19 protein-coding genes and 3 pseudogenes are annotated in these 22,237 nt (G+C 38.0%); 16 read left to right on the top strand and 6 right to left on the bottom strand.

Annotated elements, in window-relative coordinates; genetic code table 11:
* Positions 1 to 13 precede the first annotated feature (13 nt).
* Positions 14 to 499 (top strand): YusW family protein, encoded by a 486-nt coding sequence (locus AC0VX1_RS14845; RefSeq protein ID WP_475467735.1) that lies wholly within the window; start codon positions 14 to 16, stop codon positions 497 to 499.
* A 262-nt stretch (positions 500 to 761) separates the two neighbouring features.
* Here the strand turns inward: AC0VX1_RS14845 and AC0VX1_RS14840 are convergent, their stop codons facing one another.
* The gene (locus AC0VX1_RS14840; RefSeq protein ID WP_048679976.1) at positions 762 to 1,334 is read right to left on the bottom strand and encodes a biotin transporter BioY; all 573 of its coding nucleotides are present in this window, start codon (positions 1,332 to 1,334) and stop codon (positions 762 to 764) included.
* A 314-nt stretch (positions 1,335 to 1,648) separates the two neighbouring features.
* Here AC0VX1_RS14840 and AC0VX1_RS14835 point away from each other — a divergent pair, with 314 nt between their 5' ends.
* From AC0VX1_RS14835 to AC0VX1_RS14820, 4 genes and pseudogenes are all read left to right on the top strand, one after another.
* Positions 1,649 to 2,167, top strand: a complete 519-nt coding sequence (locus AC0VX1_RS14835; protein WP_475467733.1) for an NfeD family protein — start codon at positions 1,649 to 1,651, stop codon at positions 2,165 to 2,167.
* A gap of 20 nt (positions 2,168 to 2,187) precedes the next feature.
* Complete coding sequence (locus tag AC0VX1_RS14830; protein WP_241634125.1) at positions 2,188 to 3,720, top strand: flotillin family protein; 1,533 nt, start codon at positions 2,188 to 2,190, stop codon at positions 3,718 to 3,720.
* A gap of 216 nt (positions 3,721 to 3,936) precedes the next feature.
* Positions 3,937 to 4,080, top strand: a pseudogene (locus AC0VX1_RS14825) (DNA methyltransferase); the annotation flags it as partial.
* A gap of 45 nt (positions 4,081 to 4,125) precedes the next feature.
* On the top strand, positions 4,126 to 4,227 hold the full coding sequence (locus AC0VX1_RS14820; protein ID WP_475467730.1) for a DUF3732 domain-containing protein: 102 nt from the start codon (positions 4,126 to 4,128) through the stop codon (positions 4,225 to 4,227).
* Positions 4,228 to 4,357: 130 nt separating this feature from the next.
* On the opposite strand, the gene AC0VX1_RS14815 is transcribed toward AC0VX1_RS14820, so the two are convergent.
* From AC0VX1_RS14815 to AC0VX1_RS14800, 4 genes are read right to left on the bottom strand one after another with little or no spacing between them, the layout of a single operon-like run.
* On the bottom strand, positions 4,358 to 4,768 hold the full coding sequence (locus tag AC0VX1_RS14815) for a cupin domain-containing protein (protein WP_057277380.1): 411 nt from the start codon (positions 4,766 to 4,768) through the stop codon (positions 4,358 to 4,360).
* 33 nt (positions 4,769 to 4,801) lie between these two features.
* Entirely contained in the window at positions 4,802 to 5,548 is a 747-nt protein-coding gene (locus AC0VX1_RS14810) for an SDR family oxidoreductase (RefSeq protein ID WP_475467728.1), read from the bottom strand.
* Between the two features lie 18 nt (positions 5,549 to 5,566).
* Positions 5,567 to 5,836, bottom strand: a complete 270-nt coding sequence (locus tag AC0VX1_RS14805) for a carboxymuconolactone decarboxylase family protein (protein ID WP_475471797.1) — start codon at positions 5,834 to 5,836, stop codon at positions 5,567 to 5,569.
* Positions 5,837 to 5,842: 6 nt separating this feature from the next.
* Positions 5,843 to 6,322: a carboxymuconolactone decarboxylase family protein gene (locus tag AC0VX1_RS14800; RefSeq protein ID WP_475467726.1), complete on the bottom strand. Its 480-nt coding sequence runs from the start codon at positions 6,320 to 6,322 to the stop codon at positions 5,843 to 5,845.
* A gap of 217 nt (positions 6,323 to 6,539) precedes the next feature.
* On the opposite strand from AC0VX1_RS14800, the gene AC0VX1_RS14795 reads away from it, so the two are divergent.
* From AC0VX1_RS14795 to AC0VX1_RS14760, 8 genes and pseudogenes are all read left to right on the top strand, one after another.
* Positions 6,540 to 7,085 (top strand): TetR/AcrR family transcriptional regulator, encoded by a 546-nt coding sequence (locus AC0VX1_RS14795; RefSeq protein ID WP_063575922.1) that lies wholly within the window; start codon positions 6,540 to 6,542, stop codon positions 7,083 to 7,085.
* A 548-nt stretch (positions 7,086 to 7,633) separates the two neighbouring features.
* Positions 7,634 to 8,973, top strand: a protein-coding gene (locus AC0VX1_RS14790) for an IS3 family transposase (protein WP_475471795.1) whose coding sequence is annotated in 2 segments (ribosomal slippage) — positions 7,634 to 8,021 and positions 8,021 to 8,973 — 1,341 coding nt in all. Because the reading frame shifts where the segments join, the coding sequence is not laid out codon by codon here.
* A 257-nt stretch (positions 8,974 to 9,230) separates the two neighbouring features.
* A pseudogene (locus AC0VX1_RS14785) lies at positions 9,231 to 10,429 on the top strand (IS110 family RNA-guided transposase).
* Between the two features lie 135 nt (positions 10,430 to 10,564).
* Complete coding sequence (locus AC0VX1_RS14780; RefSeq protein ID WP_475471793.1) at positions 10,565 to 10,819, top strand: GNAT family N-acetyltransferase; 255 nt, start codon at positions 10,565 to 10,567, stop codon at positions 10,817 to 10,819.
* 470 nt (positions 10,820 to 11,289) lie between these two features.
* A complete protein-coding gene (locus tag AC0VX1_RS14775; protein WP_377421532.1) occupies positions 11,290 to 12,228 on the top strand; it encodes a DNA/RNA non-specific endonuclease in 939 nt (312 codons plus the stop codon).
* Positions 12,229 to 12,686: 458 nt separating this feature from the next.
* On the top strand, positions 12,687 to 13,982 hold the full coding sequence (locus AC0VX1_RS14770; protein WP_475467723.1) for an IS110 family RNA-guided transposase: 1,296 nt from the start codon (positions 12,687 to 12,689) through the stop codon (positions 13,980 to 13,982).
* 1,097 nt (positions 13,983 to 15,079) lie between these two features.
* Complete coding sequence (locus AC0VX1_RS14765; protein WP_057277386.1) at positions 15,080 to 15,298, top strand: hypothetical protein; 219 nt, start codon at positions 15,080 to 15,082, stop codon at positions 15,296 to 15,298.
* A gap of 137 nt (positions 15,299 to 15,435) precedes the next feature.
* Positions 15,436 to 17,631 carry a transglycosylase domain-containing protein gene (locus tag AC0VX1_RS14760; protein WP_475467721.1) on the top strand — a complete coding sequence of 732 codons (2,196 nt, stop codon included), beginning with the start codon at positions 15,436 to 15,438 and terminating at the stop codon, positions 17,629 to 17,631.
* Positions 17,632 to 17,851: 220 nt separating this feature from the next.
* Here AC0VX1_RS14760 and AC0VX1_RS14755 read toward each other — a convergent pair whose 3' ends face one another.
* Positions 17,852 to 19,084 carry an IS110 family RNA-guided transposase gene (locus AC0VX1_RS14755; RefSeq protein ID WP_475467719.1) on the bottom strand — a complete coding sequence of 411 codons (1,233 nt, stop codon included), beginning with the start codon at positions 19,082 to 19,084 and terminating at the stop codon, positions 17,852 to 17,854.
* 480 nt (positions 19,085 to 19,564) lie between these two features.
* Between AC0VX1_RS14755 and AC0VX1_RS14750 the strand changes: the two genes are divergently transcribed.
* The 3 genes and pseudogenes from AC0VX1_RS14750 to AC0VX1_RS14740 form a co-directional block, all read left to right on the top strand.
* Entirely contained in the window at positions 19,565 to 19,912 is a 348-nt protein-coding gene (locus AC0VX1_RS14750) for a VOC family protein (RefSeq protein ID WP_475467717.1), read from the top strand.
* A 411-nt stretch (positions 19,913 to 20,323) separates the two neighbouring features.
* A complete protein-coding gene (locus AC0VX1_RS14745; protein ID WP_475467716.1) occupies positions 20,324 to 21,421 on the top strand; it encodes an L-dopachrome tautomerase-related protein in 1,098 nt (365 codons plus the stop codon).
* A gap of 306 nt (positions 21,422 to 21,727) precedes the next feature.
* Positions 21,728 to 21,919: pseudogene (locus AC0VX1_RS14740) on the top strand (flotillin family protein); the annotation flags it as partial.
* Positions 21,920 to 22,237 lie beyond the last annotated feature (318 nt).

The raw sequence follows: 22,237 nt of genomic DNA, 5'->3' as shown, positions 1-22,237 counted from the left end.
GAGGAAAAAACTAATGGGGAGATCAATCAAAATATTATCAGTGCCGTTTGCCGCTATGCTTGTTTTGGCTGGATGCGGCGAAGAAAAAGATGAAGTGAAAAACCCCCCGGTTCAGGAAAATGAAAATCAAGCTGAAAATAATCCTGAAACAGGCAAGGATAATAATGAAAAACTGGCTTTCACATATAAGGATTTTCAATTAGAAGTGGATTATACCGGCAATGATAACGAATACGAAGCTGAATATGATACAATGGGAGCCCAAACAGAAGCTTCAATCGAGGACAAGCTTAACAAACACGAAGTTCACGGTGATGAAGCAATGAAAGAGTTGACCCCGATTCTAGAAAAATTGACATTCACTAAAGATTCAACAGATGATGAAGTCATTCAAGAAGTGACAAAAGCTTTTAATTTGAAGGATGGCTATCAAGAATTTGATTTAGAGGTCGTTTTCGATGATGGTACGAAAAAAGAATATAAAGTGAGTAATAAGTAACTAAAATCCGTAACGATATTCTGAATGTTTCTGTGTGCCTTCAATAGTTGTCAAATTACTGTTCCTATAGTAAAATGATTACGGTTAGCAGAGGGGATAATATACATTTGCTATTCATATTCGGACTTATGGGGATAGGACCGCAATAAACACTTGCAAAAAAGATTCTTTTTTAAGAGTCTTTTTTTTTGCAGTATTCTGGAAGTTGAATATAGAAGAAAAGAGAGGATGCCATAAGCGGTATCCTCTCTTCATTTACCCATCATTGGGATATTGGTGCATTTTTTTTTGGCAGCATATTAGCCGACGCTAACCTTGAACGGATTGTAATGCCAAGCCAAGATGCAAGGAATGCCTTTAAAACGCCTACGATTATAAATGGTGCAAAACCGCTGGCGAATGCCACTGGCCAAGATAATGAACTCATATATTTTAACCAAACCGTACCGATTACCAAAGTAATTATCATCCCGATTGTATTTGCAACGAAAGCCATTGCAACGGAGAAACGGGTTTTTTCCAATATCAGACCCGTTATATATACTGTCGGGATATAGGATAATAAATAACCGCCAGTCGGACCGAATATCTTAGCTAGTCCCCCGGACATTTCAGCGAAAACCGGTACTCCCGCTGCGCCTATGAACAGGTATAGTAAAACGGAAGAGGTTCCATAACGTGAACCCAGTATCGTTGCTGCCAGTCCAACAGCTAGAGTCTGTCCTGTAATTGGAACTAAGGGCAGTGGAATGGTAATTTGGGCAAGTATTCCTATAAGTGCTGCAAATAATGCTGTAACCATCATCATTCTTAACTTCTCATGACGCTCCTTCATCGTGTTTCCTCCTAATGTAAACCTGGATATGTAACGAGTTAACATATAAAGAATTTTAATATGTTAACTAAACACTGTCAATGGTATTATGCATTTTATTTCAATAATGGTCCTAGAGAATACAGGGTTTTACAAGGGTGAAATTCAAAACTTGGAAAATAAATGAAACTTTTTGAATGCATCAATCGTATGAATGGTAAGCGAAGTAAATGGAGGGGATTATAACCATAGATTATTAATGTTGGTAAAACGCTTAGCCTAGGCCATTAAAGTAGTATGCGGCTTAGAAAAATCGAATTTAAAGGATGAAAGAGATGGAGTTATTTGGAGTTCCATTAGAAACAGTCTATTTATATGGATTAATTATATTCGGGGGGTTAACATTCTTATTTATCTTGTTTAATGATATATTTTCCGGCCTTGAATTACCGGATATATTTAATCCTACGCTCATTTTAAGCTTTTTGACCGTGTTTTTTGCGAGTGGTTTTTTACTTGAATTGCTTTCAGGGCTTAATGCTGGATTATGTGCCGGCATTTCCCTCATCATTTCATTTACCATCGTCACTTTACTGAATGTATTTGTTTTGATTCCCATCTCATCAGCGGAAGAAAGTTTGACATTTCATGATAATGACCTCAGAGGAAGGGTCGGCAGGGTTCTCACATCAATCCCCGTTGACGGGTTTGGGGAAGTCCTGATAGAAAGCATCAGTGGAAGCATCGCCAAAACTGCGGCCAGCTATAAGAATGAAGGAATTGTTTCGGATACAAAGGTCTTGATCATCGAAGTTAAAAATGGGGTTATCTATGTAATGCCCCACCAGGATTAAAAAAGTGTAGGAGGTAAGTTATGTTTGATTTGATTTGGATAGTTGTCGCCATAGTTGCAGTTTTATTTATCGCACTTATTGCTGTCTTTGTTACGAAATATCGCACGGCTGGTCCTGATGAGGCATTAATCGTGACCGGAAGCTACTTAGGAAGCAAAAATGTTCACATTGACGAATCAGGAAATAAAATTAAAATCGTCCGCGGCGGGGGTGCTTTCGTTCTCCCGGTGTTCCAGCAAGCGGAACCACTAAGCTTATTGTCAAGCAAGCTTGAGGTCTCCACTCCCGAAGTATATACAGAACAGGGAGTTCCGGTCATGGCAGATGGTGTATCGATCATCAAGATTGGCGGTTCAATCACCGATATAGCCACAGCTGCTGAGCAATTCCTTGGTAAATCGAAAGATGACCGTGAACAGGAAGCGCGGGAAGTATTGGAAGGACATCTTCGTTCCATCCTTGGTTCGATGACCGTCGAGGAAATTTATAAAAATCGTGAAAAGTTTTCCCAGGAAGTACAGAGGGTTGCCTCGCAGGACTTAGCTAAAATGGGACTCATTATCGTATCGTTCACGATTAAAGATGTTCGGGATAAAAATGGATATCTTGAGTCGCTCGGAAAGCCAAGGATTGCACAGGTGAAGAGGGATGCCGATATAGCTACCGCCGATGCAGAGAAAGAAACGCGAATCAAGCGAGCCGAAGCTTCGAAGGAAGCTCAGCGTGCCGAACTTGAAAGGGCAACCGAAATAGCCGAAGCCGAAAAAATCAACAAGCTAAAGGTAGCGGAATTCCGTAGAGAGCAGGATATTGCGAAGGCACGGGCTGACCAAGCGTACGATCTTGAAACGGCCAGATCTAAGCAGGATGTAACCGAACAGGAAATGCAAATCAGGATCATCGAACGGCAGAAGCAAATTGAGCTGGAGGAAAAAGAAATCCTCCGCCGTGAAAAGCAATATGATTCAGAAGTGAAGAAAAAGGCCGATGCCGACCGATATGCGGTAGAGCAGGCAGCCTCTGCCAACAAGATGAAACAGATTACAGAAGCGGATGCCGATAAGTATAAAATTGAAGCCATGGCAAAAGCGGAAGCGGAACGCGTTCGCATGGACGGTCTTGCTAAAGCGGACGCCCAAAGGGCACAAGGTACGACAGAAGCGGAAATCATCAGGTTAAAAGGGGTAGCAGAGGCAGAAGCCAAGCAGAAAATAGCTGAAGCTTTTGAACAGTTCGGGCAAGCCGCTGTAATGGACATGATTTTGAAAATGCTGCCGGAATATGCAAAACAAGTGGCTAGCCCGCTTAGTAATATAGACAAGATCACTGTAGTGGACACAGGCGGAAGCGGTGCGAATGGCGGGGCTAATAAAGTGACTGGATATGCAACGGATTTAATGGCAACCTTGCAGGAGTCATTAAAAGCATCTTCGGGAATTGACGTCAAAGACTTGCTTGAGAATTTCTCTGGAAAACGAAATTTACCATTCACCACCATCAGCCAGGAGAATGTCGAAGCGAGCATGAATATGGCAGCAAGCAAGGAAGAGTAGTAGTGGAGAAGAAAATGAAGAAAGGTAAGGGCACTTATATGCTCTTACCTTTTTTTGAATAGAAGAATATTTTATTTCCTATACTAAAGGGACAAAAAGAACGTTTAATTTTTATTATGATGAGGCTTCTTATGGAGCACCTATGGTTAGTGGAAAAGTGAGATTTTACCCTTGTCAAAAGCCAGTTGATGTTCTCGAACAACTCATTCTAATAAAGGTGAAACAGTATTAGATTGTTTTATGGGTTCAGGATCAACAGGACAGGCTGCACTTAAATTGGAACTTTATTGGTTCGAGTTAGATAATACTTACTTTAACAAAGCTACGAAGGCCTTGCACAAAGATGAGGAAAGTAAATGATGTTATTGCTGTTAAACCTCCTAAAGACATCAATGGGGTACGCATATGTTTATGCATTTACGCTTTATGTTAGGGTTACACGAATTAATTATTAAACAAGGGGTTCCGTTTGTCCCGAATTTTCTTATATTCTCTCAAAGAATTTGAACCAAATCTGGTTTCATATGGTCTATCCAAAGGTATTACTCCTTCATAAAAGTAGTGGTTGAATACATCATAATTCTTATGATTGATATAAAAAAGCCCTGTATAACAGGGCAATTCTTATCATCAACTTTTATTTTAATTTGCTATATTCCACATCTGTTACTGGTTCCAACCATTCCGGTGTACCTGCAGTGATTGCAATGTGTTCAAACCAGCTATCTTTTGTAGCCCCGTGCCAATGTTTTACACCATCGTGGGTGACAATAACATCACCGGCTTTTAAGAATTGAGCAGGTTTTCCTTCTTCTTGGTACCAACCTTCGCCACCAGTTACTAATAAAAGTTGGAATCCATCACGATGAATATGCCAGTTATTTCTGCATCCTGGTTCAAAGGTCACATTCCCTACACCTACACTCACTTTAGGGTCAGCAATTAATGATTTAAGATAACTTTGTCCAACAAAAAATTGTGCATATGCTTCATTTTTTTCGCCCACTGGGAAAATAACGCCATTTTTTACTTCCTCATGTTTTGCCATTTTAATTCCTCCAATAAACTATATTTTTTATTATTAACCTACTTGAACTGTAGGGCGTATAATCAGTTCATTTATTCCTACATTAGATGGTTGTTCAATGGCAAAGGCTATTCCACGAGCGATACTGTCACCATCGATGGCAACTTTGTAAAATTCATCTAGCCCTGCTTTCATCGCTGGGTCTGTTGTAGTTTCTAACAATTCGCTGCTAACAGCCCCAGGAGAAATATTGGTAACTCGGATATTGGTGCCATTCATCGCTTCTTCTTGGCGTAAACCTTCAGAGATGGCTCTTACTGCAAATTTGGTACCACAGTATACTGTTCCACCAGGGTAGATGTTATGTCCTGCTACTGAAGAAAGGTTGATAACGTGACCGGATTTGCGTTCTCTCATAGATGGAACGATACCAGCGATGGCATACAAAACACCTTTGATGTTGACATCAATCATTTTATCCCACTCATCAACTTTATTTTCAGCTAGAAAAGCTTGTGGCATGATTCCAGCATTGTTAACTAGTACATCAATTTTGCCAAACTCTTTAAGTGCATAAGCAGCGAGTTCTTCCATTTGTTGACGAGAAGTGACATCTGTCACTTTATAAATGGCTTCACCGCCATTGGTTCTAATTTCTTCTTGTAATTTCTTTAATCGATCTTCACGACGAGCTGCGAGTACCAACTTTGCTCCTTTAAACGCAAGTTCTTTTGCAGTAGCTTCTCCAATTCCAGAAGAAGCACCTGTAATAATGACAACTTTATCTTGAATATTAGACATAATAAATAACACCCTTTCTTAATTTTCAGGAATAATTTCATTTACGCAAGCTAATGCGTTCAGTGTTCTCGGAAAGCCCATATATGGAAGGCAGTGGGTGATGGCGCTGATCAATTTTCCCTTGTCATTGCCCACATTTTTGTTACCCTGTACATGTGCCTTCACTTGACCTTCAGCACCACCTAAAGCAGTAATGATGCAGAGCGTTAACAATTCTCGTGTTTTCAAATCAAGTCCGCCACGGGTGTATAAATCTCCGAAGCAAAAAGTGGTTAGATATTCCTGTATATGCTTTTAATTTGACGGAGCACTCTCCTGCATTTTTTTAATGACATCACCAAATATCTTTACTTGCACTGCAAGTCCTTTATCAAAACGATTTTCTTCATCTACAGTCTTTTGACTTTCAATCGGCAAAGCGATATTCTTTGCTTTGAAAACCTCATTGACTTCATTGATAGCATTTAACGTTTTTGGGAATCCGATGTATGGAGCACACTGGTAAACAGCCTCTTTGATTTCGACAGATGTTAGCCCAACGTTTAGTGCGGCGTGAACATGCGCATTCAACTGATGCAATGTTTGATTGGTCGCAAGAACAACCAGTGTGATCAACTCACGCATCTTATCATCAAGGTTACCTTGATAAAAAACTTCCCCAAAAATGAAATGGCTTAGAATGTCCTGAAAATCAGGATCAGTAGTATGTGCGGCAGTTATTCCCTCACCAAAAAGCTGTTTGAACTTTTCCTGGCTCTTTTCAACACGGTCCATAACTAAACCTCCTCTTTGAATTAACTCTTCTATTATTCCAAGGTAGTAAAATTTGATGTGTTAGCAAATCGCATATTGATACGATATCGCACATTTGTATATAATATAAAATGTAAAGAGGATGTCTACAACTATCAAAATGCTACGATTTGTACGTTATTGCACAAGTTAATTGAAATTGTGCGTTAATTTTTAAGAAAGTTTGGTGAAAACTACAATGTCTAGGGTGGATAGAAGAGTACAAAAATCTCAAGAAGCAATAAAAAATGCTTTTATTGAACTAATGACTGAAAAAAGTTTTGATCATATTACGATACAAGATATTTCCGACAGGGCAAATGTCGGACGCAGAACGATTTATGACCATTACATGGATAAATTTGATCTACTTGATAAACTCATTGAAGAACATATTAACCAACTAAGGATACTCTGCGAGTCGGCATCTGAATTGAATTTTGTCGAGGGAAATCTAATTTGGTTTGAATACTTTGAACGTAATCATTCATTCTTTTCAACAATGTTAACGAGTAAAGGAGCCCCTGCTTTCCGTAGTCATTTCCTAGAATTTGTAATCCAAGAGTTAGAGGGTGAAGTTGATGTAACTGAAGGGAAAAATCAAGGTTTAAGTAAGGATTTAATTCTTAAATTCTTTGGAGCAGCTATAGTAGAGATTGTAGAAGTGTGGTTCAATAATGGATTATCAGAACCGACACAAGTCGTGGCAGAACAAGTGGGGCTTTTGTTAGATAGGAATTTATAGTTAGAAGATAGTTTTGTCAGATACAACGAGATTGTGAAGAAATATACTTAAACTCCCATGAAAATTAAAAAAGGTCAAAATTCAGAAAAAACCACCCCAGTAAAAACGCTTTTTAAAAAAAGGCTGAGCCTTATGAGTGATCTGATTGAGTTTGGTAAATGGGTAAACAAAAACCTCCAATCATAGCAAATTAAGTAGAGGCTAGCGCGACGACAAAAAAAAGGATTAATCTCCCATGAGTGCTACCCATAAAGGGCGCGACAGTCGGTGGTACACCGTGGTCGCCGGAGTCAGACTAACGGATGGGCTCAAAGGCACCATAGTTCAACGACCTTCTTCGCCAGCCATTAAACATTATTGACCCCGAACCCCATTTCATTCTCTGTGGTGCAGCGCCGGTTTTGCGCTGCATGGATGGTAACGGGTGCGTTCGTATTATAAGGTTAGCCAGTTTTTTAAACTGTACCCTATAGAGTAGACACTAAAAAAAGGTCTGCTCTGTAGGGTACTTTTATGTATAATGAAAAAAATGGGAGAATCGGAGAACAATTAAATGCCAAAAACTCTTTACTGAGAAAGAAATAGAAATACTATCTAATAATCCATATGTTAAATCTGTAAGTTCAAAGGGTGTTACATATACAGACGAATTTAAGAGGATTTTTATAGCTGAAAATGAAAATGGTAAGTTGCCAAGGCAGATTTTCGAGGAGAATGGTTTTAATATTGAAGTCATAGGTATTGTCAGAGTACAAAGGGCAGCCTCCAGATGGCGTACTGCTTATAAAAAATCAGGAGTATTGGGGCTTAGGGATACGCGTAGTGATAATTCGGGGAGACCAATTCAGAAGGAGCTTTCTCTAGAAGAAAAGAATGCTAGATTAGAAGCACAAAATCAATTGTTGAGAGCTGAGAATGAGTTACTAAAAAAGTTAGACATGATGGAAAGGGGGATGAAGAAAAACGAGTAAAAGTCTCTGCTGAACAGAGGTTTCTTTTAATACGTTCAGTAATAGAAAAGTATCTACTTAAAAATATGGTGAGTTTCTTATGCGAAATGGCGGGAGTTTCTCGCTCTGGTTTTTATAACTACTTTTCTTCACAAGCTCAGGAAAGAAGAGAGCGAAGAGAAGAAAAAGACTTGATACTTAAAGAAAATATTTTAAATGCTTTTCATTTTAAACGCCGCAAAAAAGGTGCACGCCAGATTAAGATGACGTTAGAAGGACAGTTTCGAATTACATATAACTTGAAGCGAATCCGAAGGATTATGAGGAAATACAGGATTGTTTGTCCTATTAGAAGAACCAACCCTTATCAGAAGATGTTGAAAGCCACTCAAGAACATACCATTCTGCCAAACTTATTAAACCGAGAGTTTAAACAAGCAATTCCAGGAAAAGTATTACTTACTGATATTACATATTTATATTATGACAATAGACAAAAGGCTTATTTATCCACGATTAAAGATAGTTCAACGAATGTAATACTTGCCTATAATGTGTCTAGCCGAATGACATTAGATTTAGCTACAGATACATTAGTAAAGTTAACGAAGAATAAACGAGTAAAGTTTGCCGAAGGGGCCTTTATTCACTCTGATCAAGGAGTACACTATACTAGTCCCACTTTTCAGAAACACGTAAAAAAACTAGGACTTGGGCAATCCATGTCAAGAAGAGGGAACTGTTGGGATAACGCTCCACTAGAGTCCTTCTTTGGTCATTTCAAAGATGAAGCCTATATTAAACCTTGTAATACTATAGAAGAACTAAAAAAGGAAATAAGAAGTTATATGACGTACTATAACAATTTCAGATATCAATGGAACTTAAAGAAGATGACTCCTGTTCAATACAGAAATCACCTTCTCCGAGTGGCATGACCTTTTTTTAAAATGTCCTTTACATAGGGTACAGTTTATTTACTGGTTGACCTTTTTTTAATAGAATCTATTATATCGGTAGCCAGGGTAGGACGTACGGGTGCGTGGGACTTGATCCCGTGAACTAAACTGTCCGCCCCCTACTTGTAGAAACATGTTTGAGGCTGGTTGGGACGTAGATCTCGTATAACAAGCGAAGCTATGACACTACATGGAGGACTAGGGGTACTGGTTAGTAAGTAGAGGAGGGAAAAACAATGAATCCAGTAGTTGGTCTGGATGTGGCAAAGGGAGAGAGCCAAGTTCAGGCATTTTTAGATCAATCAAAACCGTATGGAAAGAGCTTTTCAATAAAGCATACTAGAGAGTTAGATCATTTTATTGGATTTCTAAAAGAAATCGAAGAGGTGACAGGGCAGATGCCTAAGGTCATTTTAGAATCTACAGGGCATTACCATACTCCCGTTATTCAATTCTTGGAGGAACAAGGAGTTCTATATATCTTACTAAATCCGATTATTTCTTATCAGGCAAAGAAGTCTAGTTTACGAAAGGTAAAAACAGACGCAATTGATGCGTACCAGTTGTGTGTGCTGTATTACAAAGAGGATTTTGAATCTCATAAAATTAGAGGAACTCGACTTTTGGACCTTCGGAATTTGTCAAGACAACAGGAAATCGTAACGAATATGTATGTGGAAGCTAAACTTCAGTTTCACACCATTTTAGATCAAGTGTTTCCTGAATACCGAAAGGTTTTTGGCGATTTATTTTCAAAGGTTTCATTATTGATGTTAAAGGAATATCCTACTTCAGAGGCCGTATTAAAAGCCTGTGAAAGTAAACTAGCAGAGAGTGTAATGGAGTTCTGTCCTAGCCGTTCTGGTCAATGGGCATGGGGAAAAGCCAAAAAAATAATGGACTCCGCATCTCGAAATCCATTTCAAAAAAACGTGTATGAAAGTCACGTAATCAATCTTCATATGTATATTGAGTTGCTTTTTCATTACCAGGGACACCTCTCTGATTTGGAAGATCGTATAGTGGCCCTAGCAAATGAAATGGAAGAATATAAGATCATCCAATCGATTCCCGGTATAGGAGAAAAAATCGCAGCCACGATTATCTCTGAAATTGGTGAATCGACCGGTTTAATCATCCGAAAAAACTGGTTGCCTTCGCTGGAGTAGATCCAAGTGTTCACTCATCGGGTAAGTTTACGGCAACCATTAATCGTATAACTAAAAGAGGTTCAAGCAGACTACGTCATTCTCTGTATCTTGCCGTACTATGCGGCATAAGAAGTTCAAGGAACAAAAAGCTTAAAGAATTCTATGATAAGAAAAAATCAGAAGGAAAACCTGACAAAGTATCAATCGTTGCCTGTATGAATAAGTTGCTTCATTGGATTTACGCTTTATTAAAGAGAAAAGAAATGTTCCTAGATTTAGCCTAATTAACGGTTTTGTGAAACAGAGAAAAATCCTTCCAAAAGGGTTTTGGAGGGTTATTTGTCATGAACAAAAATAGTATATCATAAGGGAAAAGAAAATTTTAGAGAAAGATATTGACATCCTATTAGCTGGTTTAGCTGAAGATTAGGGATTTTGGAGATGGAAAAAAATATCTAGATTGGATACAACAGCAGTCAGCCAAAAAAACCAAAGGCTTTATTTTAGTAGTAGAAAACGAGGAACCAATCGGTCAACTTGAACTAACTTTTAAGGAATATGAAGGAAGAGGAATTGGTTTTATCAATCTTTATTACCTTATTCCAGAAAAACGAGGAATGGGGTTAGGTTCACTTTTACACGACTATGCAATTAATTTCTTTAAAGACAATTGAGTTAGTGAATACCATCTTCGTGTCTCCCCATCCAATTTATCACGCAATAGCCTTTTATAGAAAAAATGGAATGAAACAGATTAAATCTGAAATGGATGGTAAAGTGCTAAGAATGTCTGGAATTATTTCTCAACAATAAGGGTGCCTAATGACAACCTTTTATTGTTGATTTGAAATAAAGTCTGATAATTTCTAAAAAAGATTGATATTTTAAAACAAAGTTTGATAAAACCCTGTATTAAATATAGGGTTTTTCTTTTCCCCCTAAATCCCAGCTGCATTATTCGTTGCAATTTGAAACTGTACAAGCCTTTATTGAAATTTAATACTGCACACTTCGAACAAATTATCTACTGTAATAAAGTTAATCTTGGAATATACTATTATCAATAGGTTAACAATGTTAATCTATGTTAAATTCCGAGATTTTTAGAATGAACAGTATGAAACTACTATAGGAGAGTCCTAAAATGAAAAAGAAAATGAACTATTTTATCTTACTTTTAACGACCATCTTTATGGTTGGTTGTACCAACGTAGAAGATGCATCCGTTACAGATGGAGAAACAGATCCACAAGAAGTAACCACAGTGGAAACAAATAAAAATAGCGAAAAAGAAGAAACTATCACTACGGTTGTTGATGAACCAGTAGTAGAGGAAACACCAACCCAACCAAAAAATGAACTCTTCTCAGGATACAAACTTACTGAAGTTGATGGTGGTGATTTGTCTGGATATCGTGAACCTAACGTCGTCGTTGACATTGGTTATGGGGACCGTGAATATTGGGCATTTACTAATGAATACGGGCAACTAGTACGTGTCATTGCTGACGAAATCATTATACAAGATGACAGTAATGAACCTGTATTATCGTCTGGCAGATACTATTCTGATGAGGCAAAGGTTCCTGGTGTCGAAAGTGACGTTTTAGATGAAGGACATATCATTGCTGATTCTCTCGGAGGGGTATCGAATGCTTATAATATTGCCCCACAAGATAGTACGCTTAACCGACATGGTGATCAAGCTTATATGGAAGACGTGATCCGTAACGCAGGTGGAGCTACTAATTTTGAAGCAATTATCACATATCCGAATACGGAAACGCAGATTCCTTCAAGTTATCAGTATACCTATACTTTAATGGGTAGAGAAATCGTTGATACATTTGACAATGTGAACCCTGATGAAGTAAACTCATCACTCGGTTTAACAGGCAGTGAGCCTTCTGATTCAACTAGTTCAAACACAAACGGTGATATTTCTAGTGTTGATACTAACGGTAATGGACAGGTGACGATTAAAGAAGCAAAAGCAGCAGGTTTTAGTATGCCAATAACGAGTGATCATTGGTTATACCCATATATGCAAGATAATGATAAGGACGGTATGGTAGGTGAGTAAGCCCCTAGAACTTTGAGGAAAAATAAATGAACGAAAGAACTGTTTCCTCGTTGGACGATTTATAACAATTTGCAAACGGATGACTTTAGTTCAATAACAATCTTCAACTATCGGGCGCTTTAAATGAGGAAAGACCATAGTAATATAATTAAACTTTTTTATAAAAGGGTGATTTAATTGAATATAGAAAAAGCGTGTTTTGATCAATCTTTTTTTCAAAAAACGCTTTTTCTCTTGCTCTTTTATCAAGGTTTATAGGGTTAATTTAATCAAACTTTATTTCAAAGCTACATTTATATTTGGAAAAAGTTTGTGAAGAAATGTACTTAAACTAACGGGGCAGCATTCCTGTAATAACTGAAAATGAGGTTTGAACGAAAAAAGACCTCTTGATAAGATGAATGTGTCCTAAGCTGGCCAGCTAAAAAAGGACAAAACATCTATTTGGAGGTCTCACAATGAATTATAACCAAAATCATAAAATCACTCAAATTACTTCTGAAACCTTAATTGTCGGAGTAGATATAGCCAAGCACAATCATGTCGCGAGAGCACAAGATTTTAGAGGATTGGAACTAGGTAAAACGTGTTTCTTTGAAAATACGAAAGCAGGATTTCATTCGTTTCTAGATTGGATTACCCAACTTGTTAAAGGGTGTAAGTTAAATCAAGTGATTGTAGGGATGGAGCCAACCGGTCACTACTGGTTAAATCTAGCTCATCTTCTAAAAGAGAATAATATTAAGTTCGTATCAGTCAATCCACTACATGTTAAACGAAGTAAAGAATTAGACGATAATTCACCTACTAAGAATGACGTGAAAGATGCAAAAGTCATCGCACAGTTAGTCAAAGACGGAAGATACGCCGAACCAACAATTCCACGTGGAATTTATGCAGAACTCCGAGTGGCCAAAAAACTTCGCGATCTTCTCAACGTTGACTTACAGGTCGTTCAGGGACAAGTTCATAACTGGCTTGATCGTTACTTTCCCGAATTTTTGACGGTGTTCAAAAGTTGGGAAGGCAAGGCAGCTATTCATTTTCTAAAGCTAGAAGCCTTGCCACATGAACTTGTAAAGTATACGGATGAAGAGCTCTTACTTTCCCTAAGACAAGTGGTAAAACGCAGCATAGGCTTAAAGAAAATACGAGCACTTAAAGAAGCAGCCAATCGTTCGATTGGTATTCGTCAAGGGGCAGCTATGGCGAAATTAGAGTTGAGAGCTTTACTAGAGAAGTATGATTTTATTCAAATGAAATTCGAAGAAATAGATCATCAATTAGATCAGTTATTAGACCATATCCCAGGTGTCACACAGATGTTAGAGGTGTCAGGAATCGGTCGAGATACAGTAGCAGGGTTTTTCGCAGAGGTCGGAGACCTCAGAGACTATCAACATCCTCGCCAAATCGTAAAATTAGCAGGTTTAAGTTTAAAAGAAAACACATCCGGAAAGCACAAAGGTCAGACCAAGATTACCAAACGGGGACGAAAGAAATTGAGGGCTCTCTTATTCCGGGCAGCCATGATACTGGTGGCAAAGAACAAGGCTTTTAAAGCTCTTCATATATATTACACAACACGTTCCCACAATCCCTTAAAGAAAATGCAATCTCTGATAGCCTTGTGTAACAAGCTTATTCGAATTCTGTTTTCAATCGGTAAAAAACAATTTACGTTTCAAGAAGACAAGATGTTAAAGGATATCCCTCATATGGCAACATTTGTAGGACATCAAACAGTCGCATAGTTCATCGGATTTTTATGGTTACACGGTCATTTAATTAACACTCATTTAAAAGTGAAGCACGGATTAGTCGGCAAAGCAACTAACGTGAGGACTTAGATCCTGTGGGGCAGCATGACCGACATCCACCTCATGGAAAGGTTGAACGAAGGAATGTAGGAGCATCGACTCTGTGAGACATGGGAGGGTTGACCTCCATGAGACATGTGGATATCCTAAAGTGCGATCATAACATTGTTTAAACCAATTTTTTCCTATGATTGGCTAGTTTAGCATGCACTTTTTTCGGTAAATCCCTATTCTTGAGGCGTAATGCCGAGCTTACATAGATAACGGTTAATGATATGACTATGAAATCCTAAGAATTCTAGAGCAATCGTGAGATTGTGTTTAGTTTATTGAGGGAGTTAGTGTAATAAGACGGGTTGAAAATCCAATTCTCTTTTAAGGCGCTCTTGGGACATATTATTCAGCTAAGAAAAGTAAAAAAATAAAAATCCATCCCTGAAAAGCTTCAAGGATGGATTCATACAAACACCATGATCCTTAGGGTGTTTCTTGGATAATTCTTGTTATGGTCTATAGATAGGTAAGTTATCCGGGTTATTACGTAAAACAAACATAATATATAGAAAAAAAGAAAGTGCTTATAAACGGGAACAAAATCCAGCTGTCATAATTGGTGGCTTTTTTTATTGAATAAAGTGGGCAGATTTGATCTTTATATAGAGGGGGGAATCGAGGATTAAATATTTTTGCCCCCTTAATACTAAGGTTCTTTTCGAATTAATATAAATGGTCTGTGTAATGACTGAAAAAAATGAAATTTTCTATACACGCTTTGATCCTTTTAGGAGGTATCTATGGTATTCATGAAATATTTATAGTTGGTACACAAAGGTATTTTTCAAAAATAGTAGGGAATGCCATCCATCATTTTATCAACAGGGGCATTTGTTTCATGTATAACGTCTTTAAGACAAAGCAGGTCGATAATAGCATTCTTTTCAGGATAATTTTAAGACTATTCGCTTCAAATAAGTAGACGTGTTTCCCTACTTAAGACAAATCACAAGTTGTTCTCGAAAGGGGGATTTAATTTGAAGAAATTTATTGTTTGTTATACCTTGGATAATGATATTAAACGAGAAAAAATAATAAAAGGGCCAGATGTAAAGAAGGAAGACGTTCTTAAAGATGTATTAGATAAGATAGTACGAAGTAATTACTTTATTGCGAAAACCGACCAAGGAGAGTATAGGATAAATTCTTCCTTAATACGTTATATTCAGGTCTTGAGTGAAATGCACTGTTTTTAATACCATACTGAATATTAATGACTAGTGACTAAATAAAAGGTTATTTGCATAGTTTTCTTCAATTTTGTTGATTAACTTGAATATGGGAGAGAAGATTAATGTCAGAAACGTATCGTTCACGTCAGGAACGAAAACAAGTGGAAAAAACAAAACAAGATCAAACAAAAGGTAAAAACTCCACTAAAAGAAGGTCTTTCTTGAAAAAAGTTCTACTTTGGTGTTTTCTGTTATGGGTTATTTCAATTGGAATAGGGGCAGTTACGGTTGCAGCGATGATTAAGGATGCACCTAAAATAGATGCTTCAAAACTTGTCGATCCGCTTTCTACCAAATTATACGATAAAAACGGTAATTTCCTTTACGAATATGGTAAAGAAAAGCGGACGAAAATTAAGTATTCTCAAGTTCCAAAAATGTTGGAACATGCTTTCCTTGCCACGGAGGATGCTCATTTTTATGAACACAATGGCATTGATATAAAAGGAACTACGAGAGCAATCTTCAAGAACCTAAAAGGGGATTTCGGATCTCAAGGCGGAAGTACGATTACACAGCAAGTCATCAAGAACTCCTTTTTGTCACCTCAGAAAACAATAAAGCGAAAGGTACAGGAATGGAGCTTGTCCTATCAGCTTGAGCAAAAGTATTCTAAACATCAAATCTTAATGATGTATTTAAATAAGATCTACCTTGGAGACGGGGCATATGGTGTAGCAGCAGCCGCCAAAAATTACTACGGAATCGATGCCGATGATCTAAATAAATTGACGCTTCCGGAGGCCGCTATGTTAGCGGGGCTTCCACAGAGTCCAAGTTATTACGATCCCACTGAAGCCGAACATGTGAAAGCTGCAACAAATCGTCGTAATAATGTTTTAAAAGCTATGTATAAACAAGGGTATATTACGAAAAAGCAATTGGAGGATGCAAAGAAGGTTCCAGTTACATCAGGACTTGTTCCAAAAAAGAAACAACAAGGAATGCCGTACGAGGCGTTTTTGGACGCTGTTGTAAAAGAAGTTGAAAAAAAGCAGAAAAATGTTGATATCAGTTCGGATGGATTATCTATTTATACGACGCTAGATCCAAAAGCTCAGACCTTTGCGGATAAATTAATGAACACCGATACGATTATTTCTTATCCAAATGACAATTTTCAAGGAGCATTCGTATTTTTAGATACAAAAACAGGAGAAGTTCGAGCTATTGGAAGCGGTCGAAACCAATATAAAGCTTCCTTCCGAGGCAACAACTTTGCGGTTGATATTAAACGTCAACCAGGATCTACTTTCAAGCCAGTCTTTGATTATGGTCCTGCTATTGAAAATTCAAAATGGTCTACAGCACACCAAATTAATGATCATGAGATAACCTACTCAAATGGTCAATCTATTTCTAACTGGGATCATCAATATCACGGAATGTTGTCTATTAGAACAGCACTTCAATGGTCATACAATATTCCAGCACTCCTTACCCTTCAAGAAGTAGGAATGGATAAGGCACAAAACTTTGCAGAAAATCTGGGTATTACTTTTAATAATAATAAGGTGTACGAATCATATGCGATTGGAAGTAATACGGTTAATCCATTAGAGTTGGCAGGGGCATATAGTGCTTTTGGAAATAACGGTGAATACAATACACCACATTTTGTTCGTAAAGTTGTCTATCCTGATGGCAGAGTTGTTAATTTTACTCCAAAGCCAAAACGTGTTATGCATGATTACACAGCTTATTTGGTGACGGATATGTTACGGACAGTCGTAAAATCTGGTACAGGAAAAACTGCAAATGTTCTTGGACAAGATGTGGCTGGAAAAACTGGCACAACCAATTTTGACAGTAAAACCAGAGCACAATATGGATATCCAACCGGTTCGGTAAATGATAGTTGGTTCGCTGGTTATACACCGCAATACACTATGGCGGTTTGGACTGGATATACTAAAAATGGTCCAGGTAATTATATGGATGGAAATACAACTAAAATCTCGCACCAAATGTTTAAGGTCATGCTGGAAGCGTTTGGAACAGACCAAAGCAGATTCCAGCAGCCTAGTGATGTATACCAGGTGAATAATGAACTGTTCATTAAAGGTGCAAATCCTGAAGAAGCTCCACAAGTTACAAAAAATAATAAAGATAAACCATTTGAAATTGGTGAAAATAAAGAGGATAAAAAACATAAACAAGAGGAAGAGAATCATAAACAGCAAGAGGAAAAGAAACACAAACAAAAGGAAGAGAATCATAAACAACAAGAGGAAAAGAAACATAAACAAAAGGAAGAGAAGCATAAACAACAAGAGGATAAGAAACACCAACAATAAAGATTTTTAGGATGGGATTGCATTGGTCCCATCCTTTTTTTGATTCACAAAAGAAATGTGAAGGTTTCTACTTAAATGATTGGGTGCTTTACTTCAATAAGGGAGGTTGCTGAGGCAGCCTTTTTGTATGAAAATATATTCGTGAAAGGCCATACAAAATAAGCCCACCATATTCTAATTTTTTGAAGGACGTAAATGTACCATGTCGTTATTTTAATGGTTATGCAGTTTGTTGTTCAGATGGAGCGATTGTATAGCCTTTCTTTTTTAGGTATTCGATCATTTTTAATTCTTTGTTCATTTGTTTTTCTTCAAGGTAATTTGAACCTAGTTCATGATAGGGTTCTCCTGTTTTTAAGATGTTGTAAGCAATCGTTAATAGTAAATGGGCAGAAGCGATTCGTCCCTTCATTTTTCCCTGCCGTTTGGTAATCCTTTTTCGATGTGAAGCAATTCGGTTATTTTGCCTTGATGTCGCTAATACACACTCTACGGCCATCGTTTTTAATGCTTTATTTCCTTGTGTGGTTTTACTCGTTTTTTTTTTACCAGCACTTTCGTAATTTCCGGGACTCACACCAGCCCAAGATGCAAGATGTTTAGCCGACTTAAATACGGACATATCAACGCCCATCTCCGCAATAAAAGTAGCTGCGGCAGCTTTGTTCACACCAGGTATACCATCCAATAATTCTACTTCCTTACGATAGGGGGACAGGAGTTGATCGATTTGTTTTTCCAATTCTTCTATGGCTTTTTCTAAATAACTCATATGATCCCAATGGTAACGCAACATATCACGGTGATGACGGCGAATACGACCATTAATTGCATGGGCAATGTCAGTAATACTTGCTTTTGTTCGCCAATCCACCATTTTTCGAAGACCATCGGTCTCTATTTTTTCACCGTTTAGAATCGCTTCAAGGATACGGCGTCCCGATACACCAAAAATGTCTGATAGCACGGATGTTAGCTTGATATTAGCATCTTGAAGAATTTTGTGAATGCGATTCTGCTCTGAGGTGCGATGATGAATCAATTTTTTTCGATAACGAGTAAGATCTCGTAAATCACGAATATCCTCTGGTGGGACAAAATTGCTTTCAATAAGTCCGCATCTTAGAAGCTTGGCAAGCCATTCGGCATCTTTCACATCAGTTTTACGCCCTGGAACATTTTTGACATGCCTGGCATTGGCAAGAACAAGGTGAAAAGATCCTTCGAGTATATTCCATACTGGTTTCCAGTAGACTCCAGTACTTTCCATCACAACATCGGATACCTGAAGGGTAGCGAGCCAATCACTTAAAGCCAAGAGTCCCGTTGTTGTAGTTGAAAAAGTTTCAATAGAGGTTTTTGGCTTTTTATCTAATGGACCAAATAACACACAGGCTACTACTGTTTCTTGGTGTACATCTAAGCCAGCACACCGTTCAATCATTGCTTCCATAGGAGAATCACCTCAAAAAAAGATTAACAATACATATGACAGGAGATTTGTTACAAAAATTTTTGTATACGTACTAGTAGCACACTAAATGGTTCTTCCATCCTGTCACAACCAGTTTCTTATACAGGGTATCTTCCTTAAGATCCACCAAAAAAAGCTCAGCCTGGTTGTATTGTTATCATCCATTATCGTCAAGGGGTTAATGGGTTAGACTCTATTTTTGAGTTTGGATTTTCGTAGTAGATGGTGGCGGCGAGGTTGGCCGCCATAGAAGTTTCTTATGAAACTAGAGAGGTAGTTTAGTTGAAAAAGCTTAGTTTGAACACACAGTGAATGACCTTTGCTTTCATAATATGACTGTATGGATATGTGCAATACAGTATCTCAGTTTCTTTGGACTGTGTTTTAAAATAATGTAAGTTGCTCATAATTTTCTTTTAAAACTATTTGACGAAGGACACTTATTTATAAAGGTCGTTAATGTTCCTGGTTGGAATCGTTAATGATTTAAAGAAATCAGTTGAATGGTATTGCAATCTCCTTGGCATCTCGCGAAATAATGACTCTGTAGAATCACCTGTTTACAATATTCCTGTAACAAGTGAAACTGGATTAACTTTAGATGACCATACGTTTGATCCTAATTTCATATTTAAGCCATCCAATAATGTCTTATTTAATTTCTACGCAAAAGATATAGACGAAGCTTACCAATTTATCAAGAGTAATAACATAGCCATTGTTAAAGAAATAGAGCGTATTGGAAATTTTGCTTATTTTAACTTTCAAGACCCAGATGGTAATGTACTTATGATTTGTAATGGTTAATGTTCTTAGGGAGTAGCCGGCCGGGCTCACTACTCCCTTTACTTAAGTTTTTTTCGCACTTCCTTTTAACTTCACAGTTTGTGTCAACTCTACAATAAGGCAGGTTGCTGAAGCTGCCTTTTCTTATGGCAGGAGACAGATTTATTTTCTAACCAGGCTGCTGGACGGGAGCAAATCATAAAAGTTTTTATGTTAATTCAAATTGACTGCAAACGTAAATTCAGACGCTCTCATTCCCCGTCTTTGAAGAGCCAGTGGAAGCTTGAATCACTTTATCGAAACTCCCATGTTTCTCGGACTAATAAACCCACAGCATCCATCACGATAGAAAAATTTATCAAGAACCAGGCACTACAAAAAATTTTCATCATATATAGGTGATATCCGTTCGGATTTGATGAGGAGGATATCATGCAACCTATGTTACCTATGGAAAAATATTTTGGGCAGTTTGAACTGGTGCATGCTTTTTATGGGGCTATGCCTACAGGTGTCAGCGTTTCCGAAACCGGTCGTATTTTTGTATGCTTTCCGAAATGGGGAGACGACGTTCAATTTACTGTGGCAGAAATTGTTGAGGGTGAATTGCAGCCTTATCCCAGTGTAGAAACTAATTTAGTTAATACTGGGAATATTACGATGTCTTTCGTCAGTGTCCAAAGTATCGTTGCTGATGGAAGAGGAACACTTTGGGTACTAGATACAGGGGCACCAAATTTTTCTGAACCTATTCAAGGGGGAGCAAAATTAGTTGCAGTTGATTTAAGCACGAATACAATAAGGAGAGTATATACCTTTACAGAAGATGTTGTCTTGCCAACAACTTATCTGAATGATGTCCGTTTGGATTTTCGGGTTGGAAGAGCAGGCTATGCATATATAACGGATTCTTCTTCCAGAGGGCCAGGGGCTATTATCGTCGTAGATTTAGAAAATGGGAACGCGTTTAGACGGTTAAATGGGGCAATATCAACTTCACCTGATCCCTATTTTTTACCGAAAGTAGAAGGTGAAATTCTGATGAATCGAAACCAGGACGGCTCGACTTTCCCATTTAGATTGGCTTCCGATAGTTTAGCGATTTCTCCTGATGGAAAGGTTTTATTTTATGCTCCGCTAACCAGCCGTCAGCTGTTCTCGATCTCAACAGAAGCCCTAAGAGACAGAAGGATACAGGACCTGAATTTATCCCAATATGTGCAGTATTTGGGGGAAAAAGGTGCGTCTGATGGAATGATCACCAGCGCAAAAGGAATCGTTTATGCGGGAGACTATGAAAACAATAGTATCCGGAAGATATTGCCGAATGGCGCAATGGAAACCATCGCACATGACCCGAGAATTTTATGGCCGGATACTTTTTCGATTGGCCCCGATCAATACTTATATGTCATTGTGAATCAATTACATCGGCAGGCGAGATTTCATTATGGAAGAGACCTCCGGGAAAAACCATATAGTTTACTTCGTATGAGAATTGATGAATTCCCTGCTCCTACCTTTTCATAGTAATCGTAAACGAAGGTAGCTATCCCCCATCAGGGAGCTGCCTTTTTTGTCAGATATTCCCGCAACTGTCCTATAATAAAGAAGTGACTTAACTCAAATTGAAAAGCCTGCTTCATCTTAGACTTTAAAATATAAATAAACCACCATAGGCATGAAGCTACATAAGTATCAACTTACGGTAAGAGGAAAAATTTTGAACAAAACTAGGAGGTAATCATGGGAAGATTAGTTCACCTCGAAATTCATGTGGATGACATGGAACGGGCAAAGAAAGTTTACAAAAGCGGAAGCGGAACGCGTCGCATGGGCGGTCTTGCTAAAGCGGACGCCCAAAGGGCACAAGGTACGACAGAAGCGGAAATCATCAGGTTAAAAGGGGTAGCAGTAGCAGAAGCAGAAGCCAAGCAGAAAATAGCTGAAGCATTTGAACAGTTCGGGCAAGCCGCTGTAATGGACATGATTTTGAAAATGCTGCCGGAACATGCAAAACAAGTGGCTTTTATCTTTGGTTCATTCACAGTTAGAACATGGCTATGTTACTTGCGACTTAGAAAGCGTTATGATTTAATTTGTAACCTAAAATTTCCAAAAACAGCCCACACTTTAAAGTTTGTGCTGTTTTTGGATTTCTATCTATTGATTGATGAAATTATTCCAGTGAAGTAGTATTGGAGAGGTACACTGATTATATTGAATATTTACAGTAGGATGGTATTGGAGTTGGATAAGCATGTATGTTTTATTACATAATTCATATAGGATCTTCACTAGACTTAGAGCTTAGTAATAGTGAAAAAATTAAGCACAAGGCGCTGG

The sequence above is a fragment of the Peribacillus sp. QJM3NY_7 genome, from assembly GCF_056173225.1.
The sequence above is the reverse complement of the archived record's forward strand: the minus strand, read 5'-3'. Positions and strand labels throughout refer to the sequence as shown.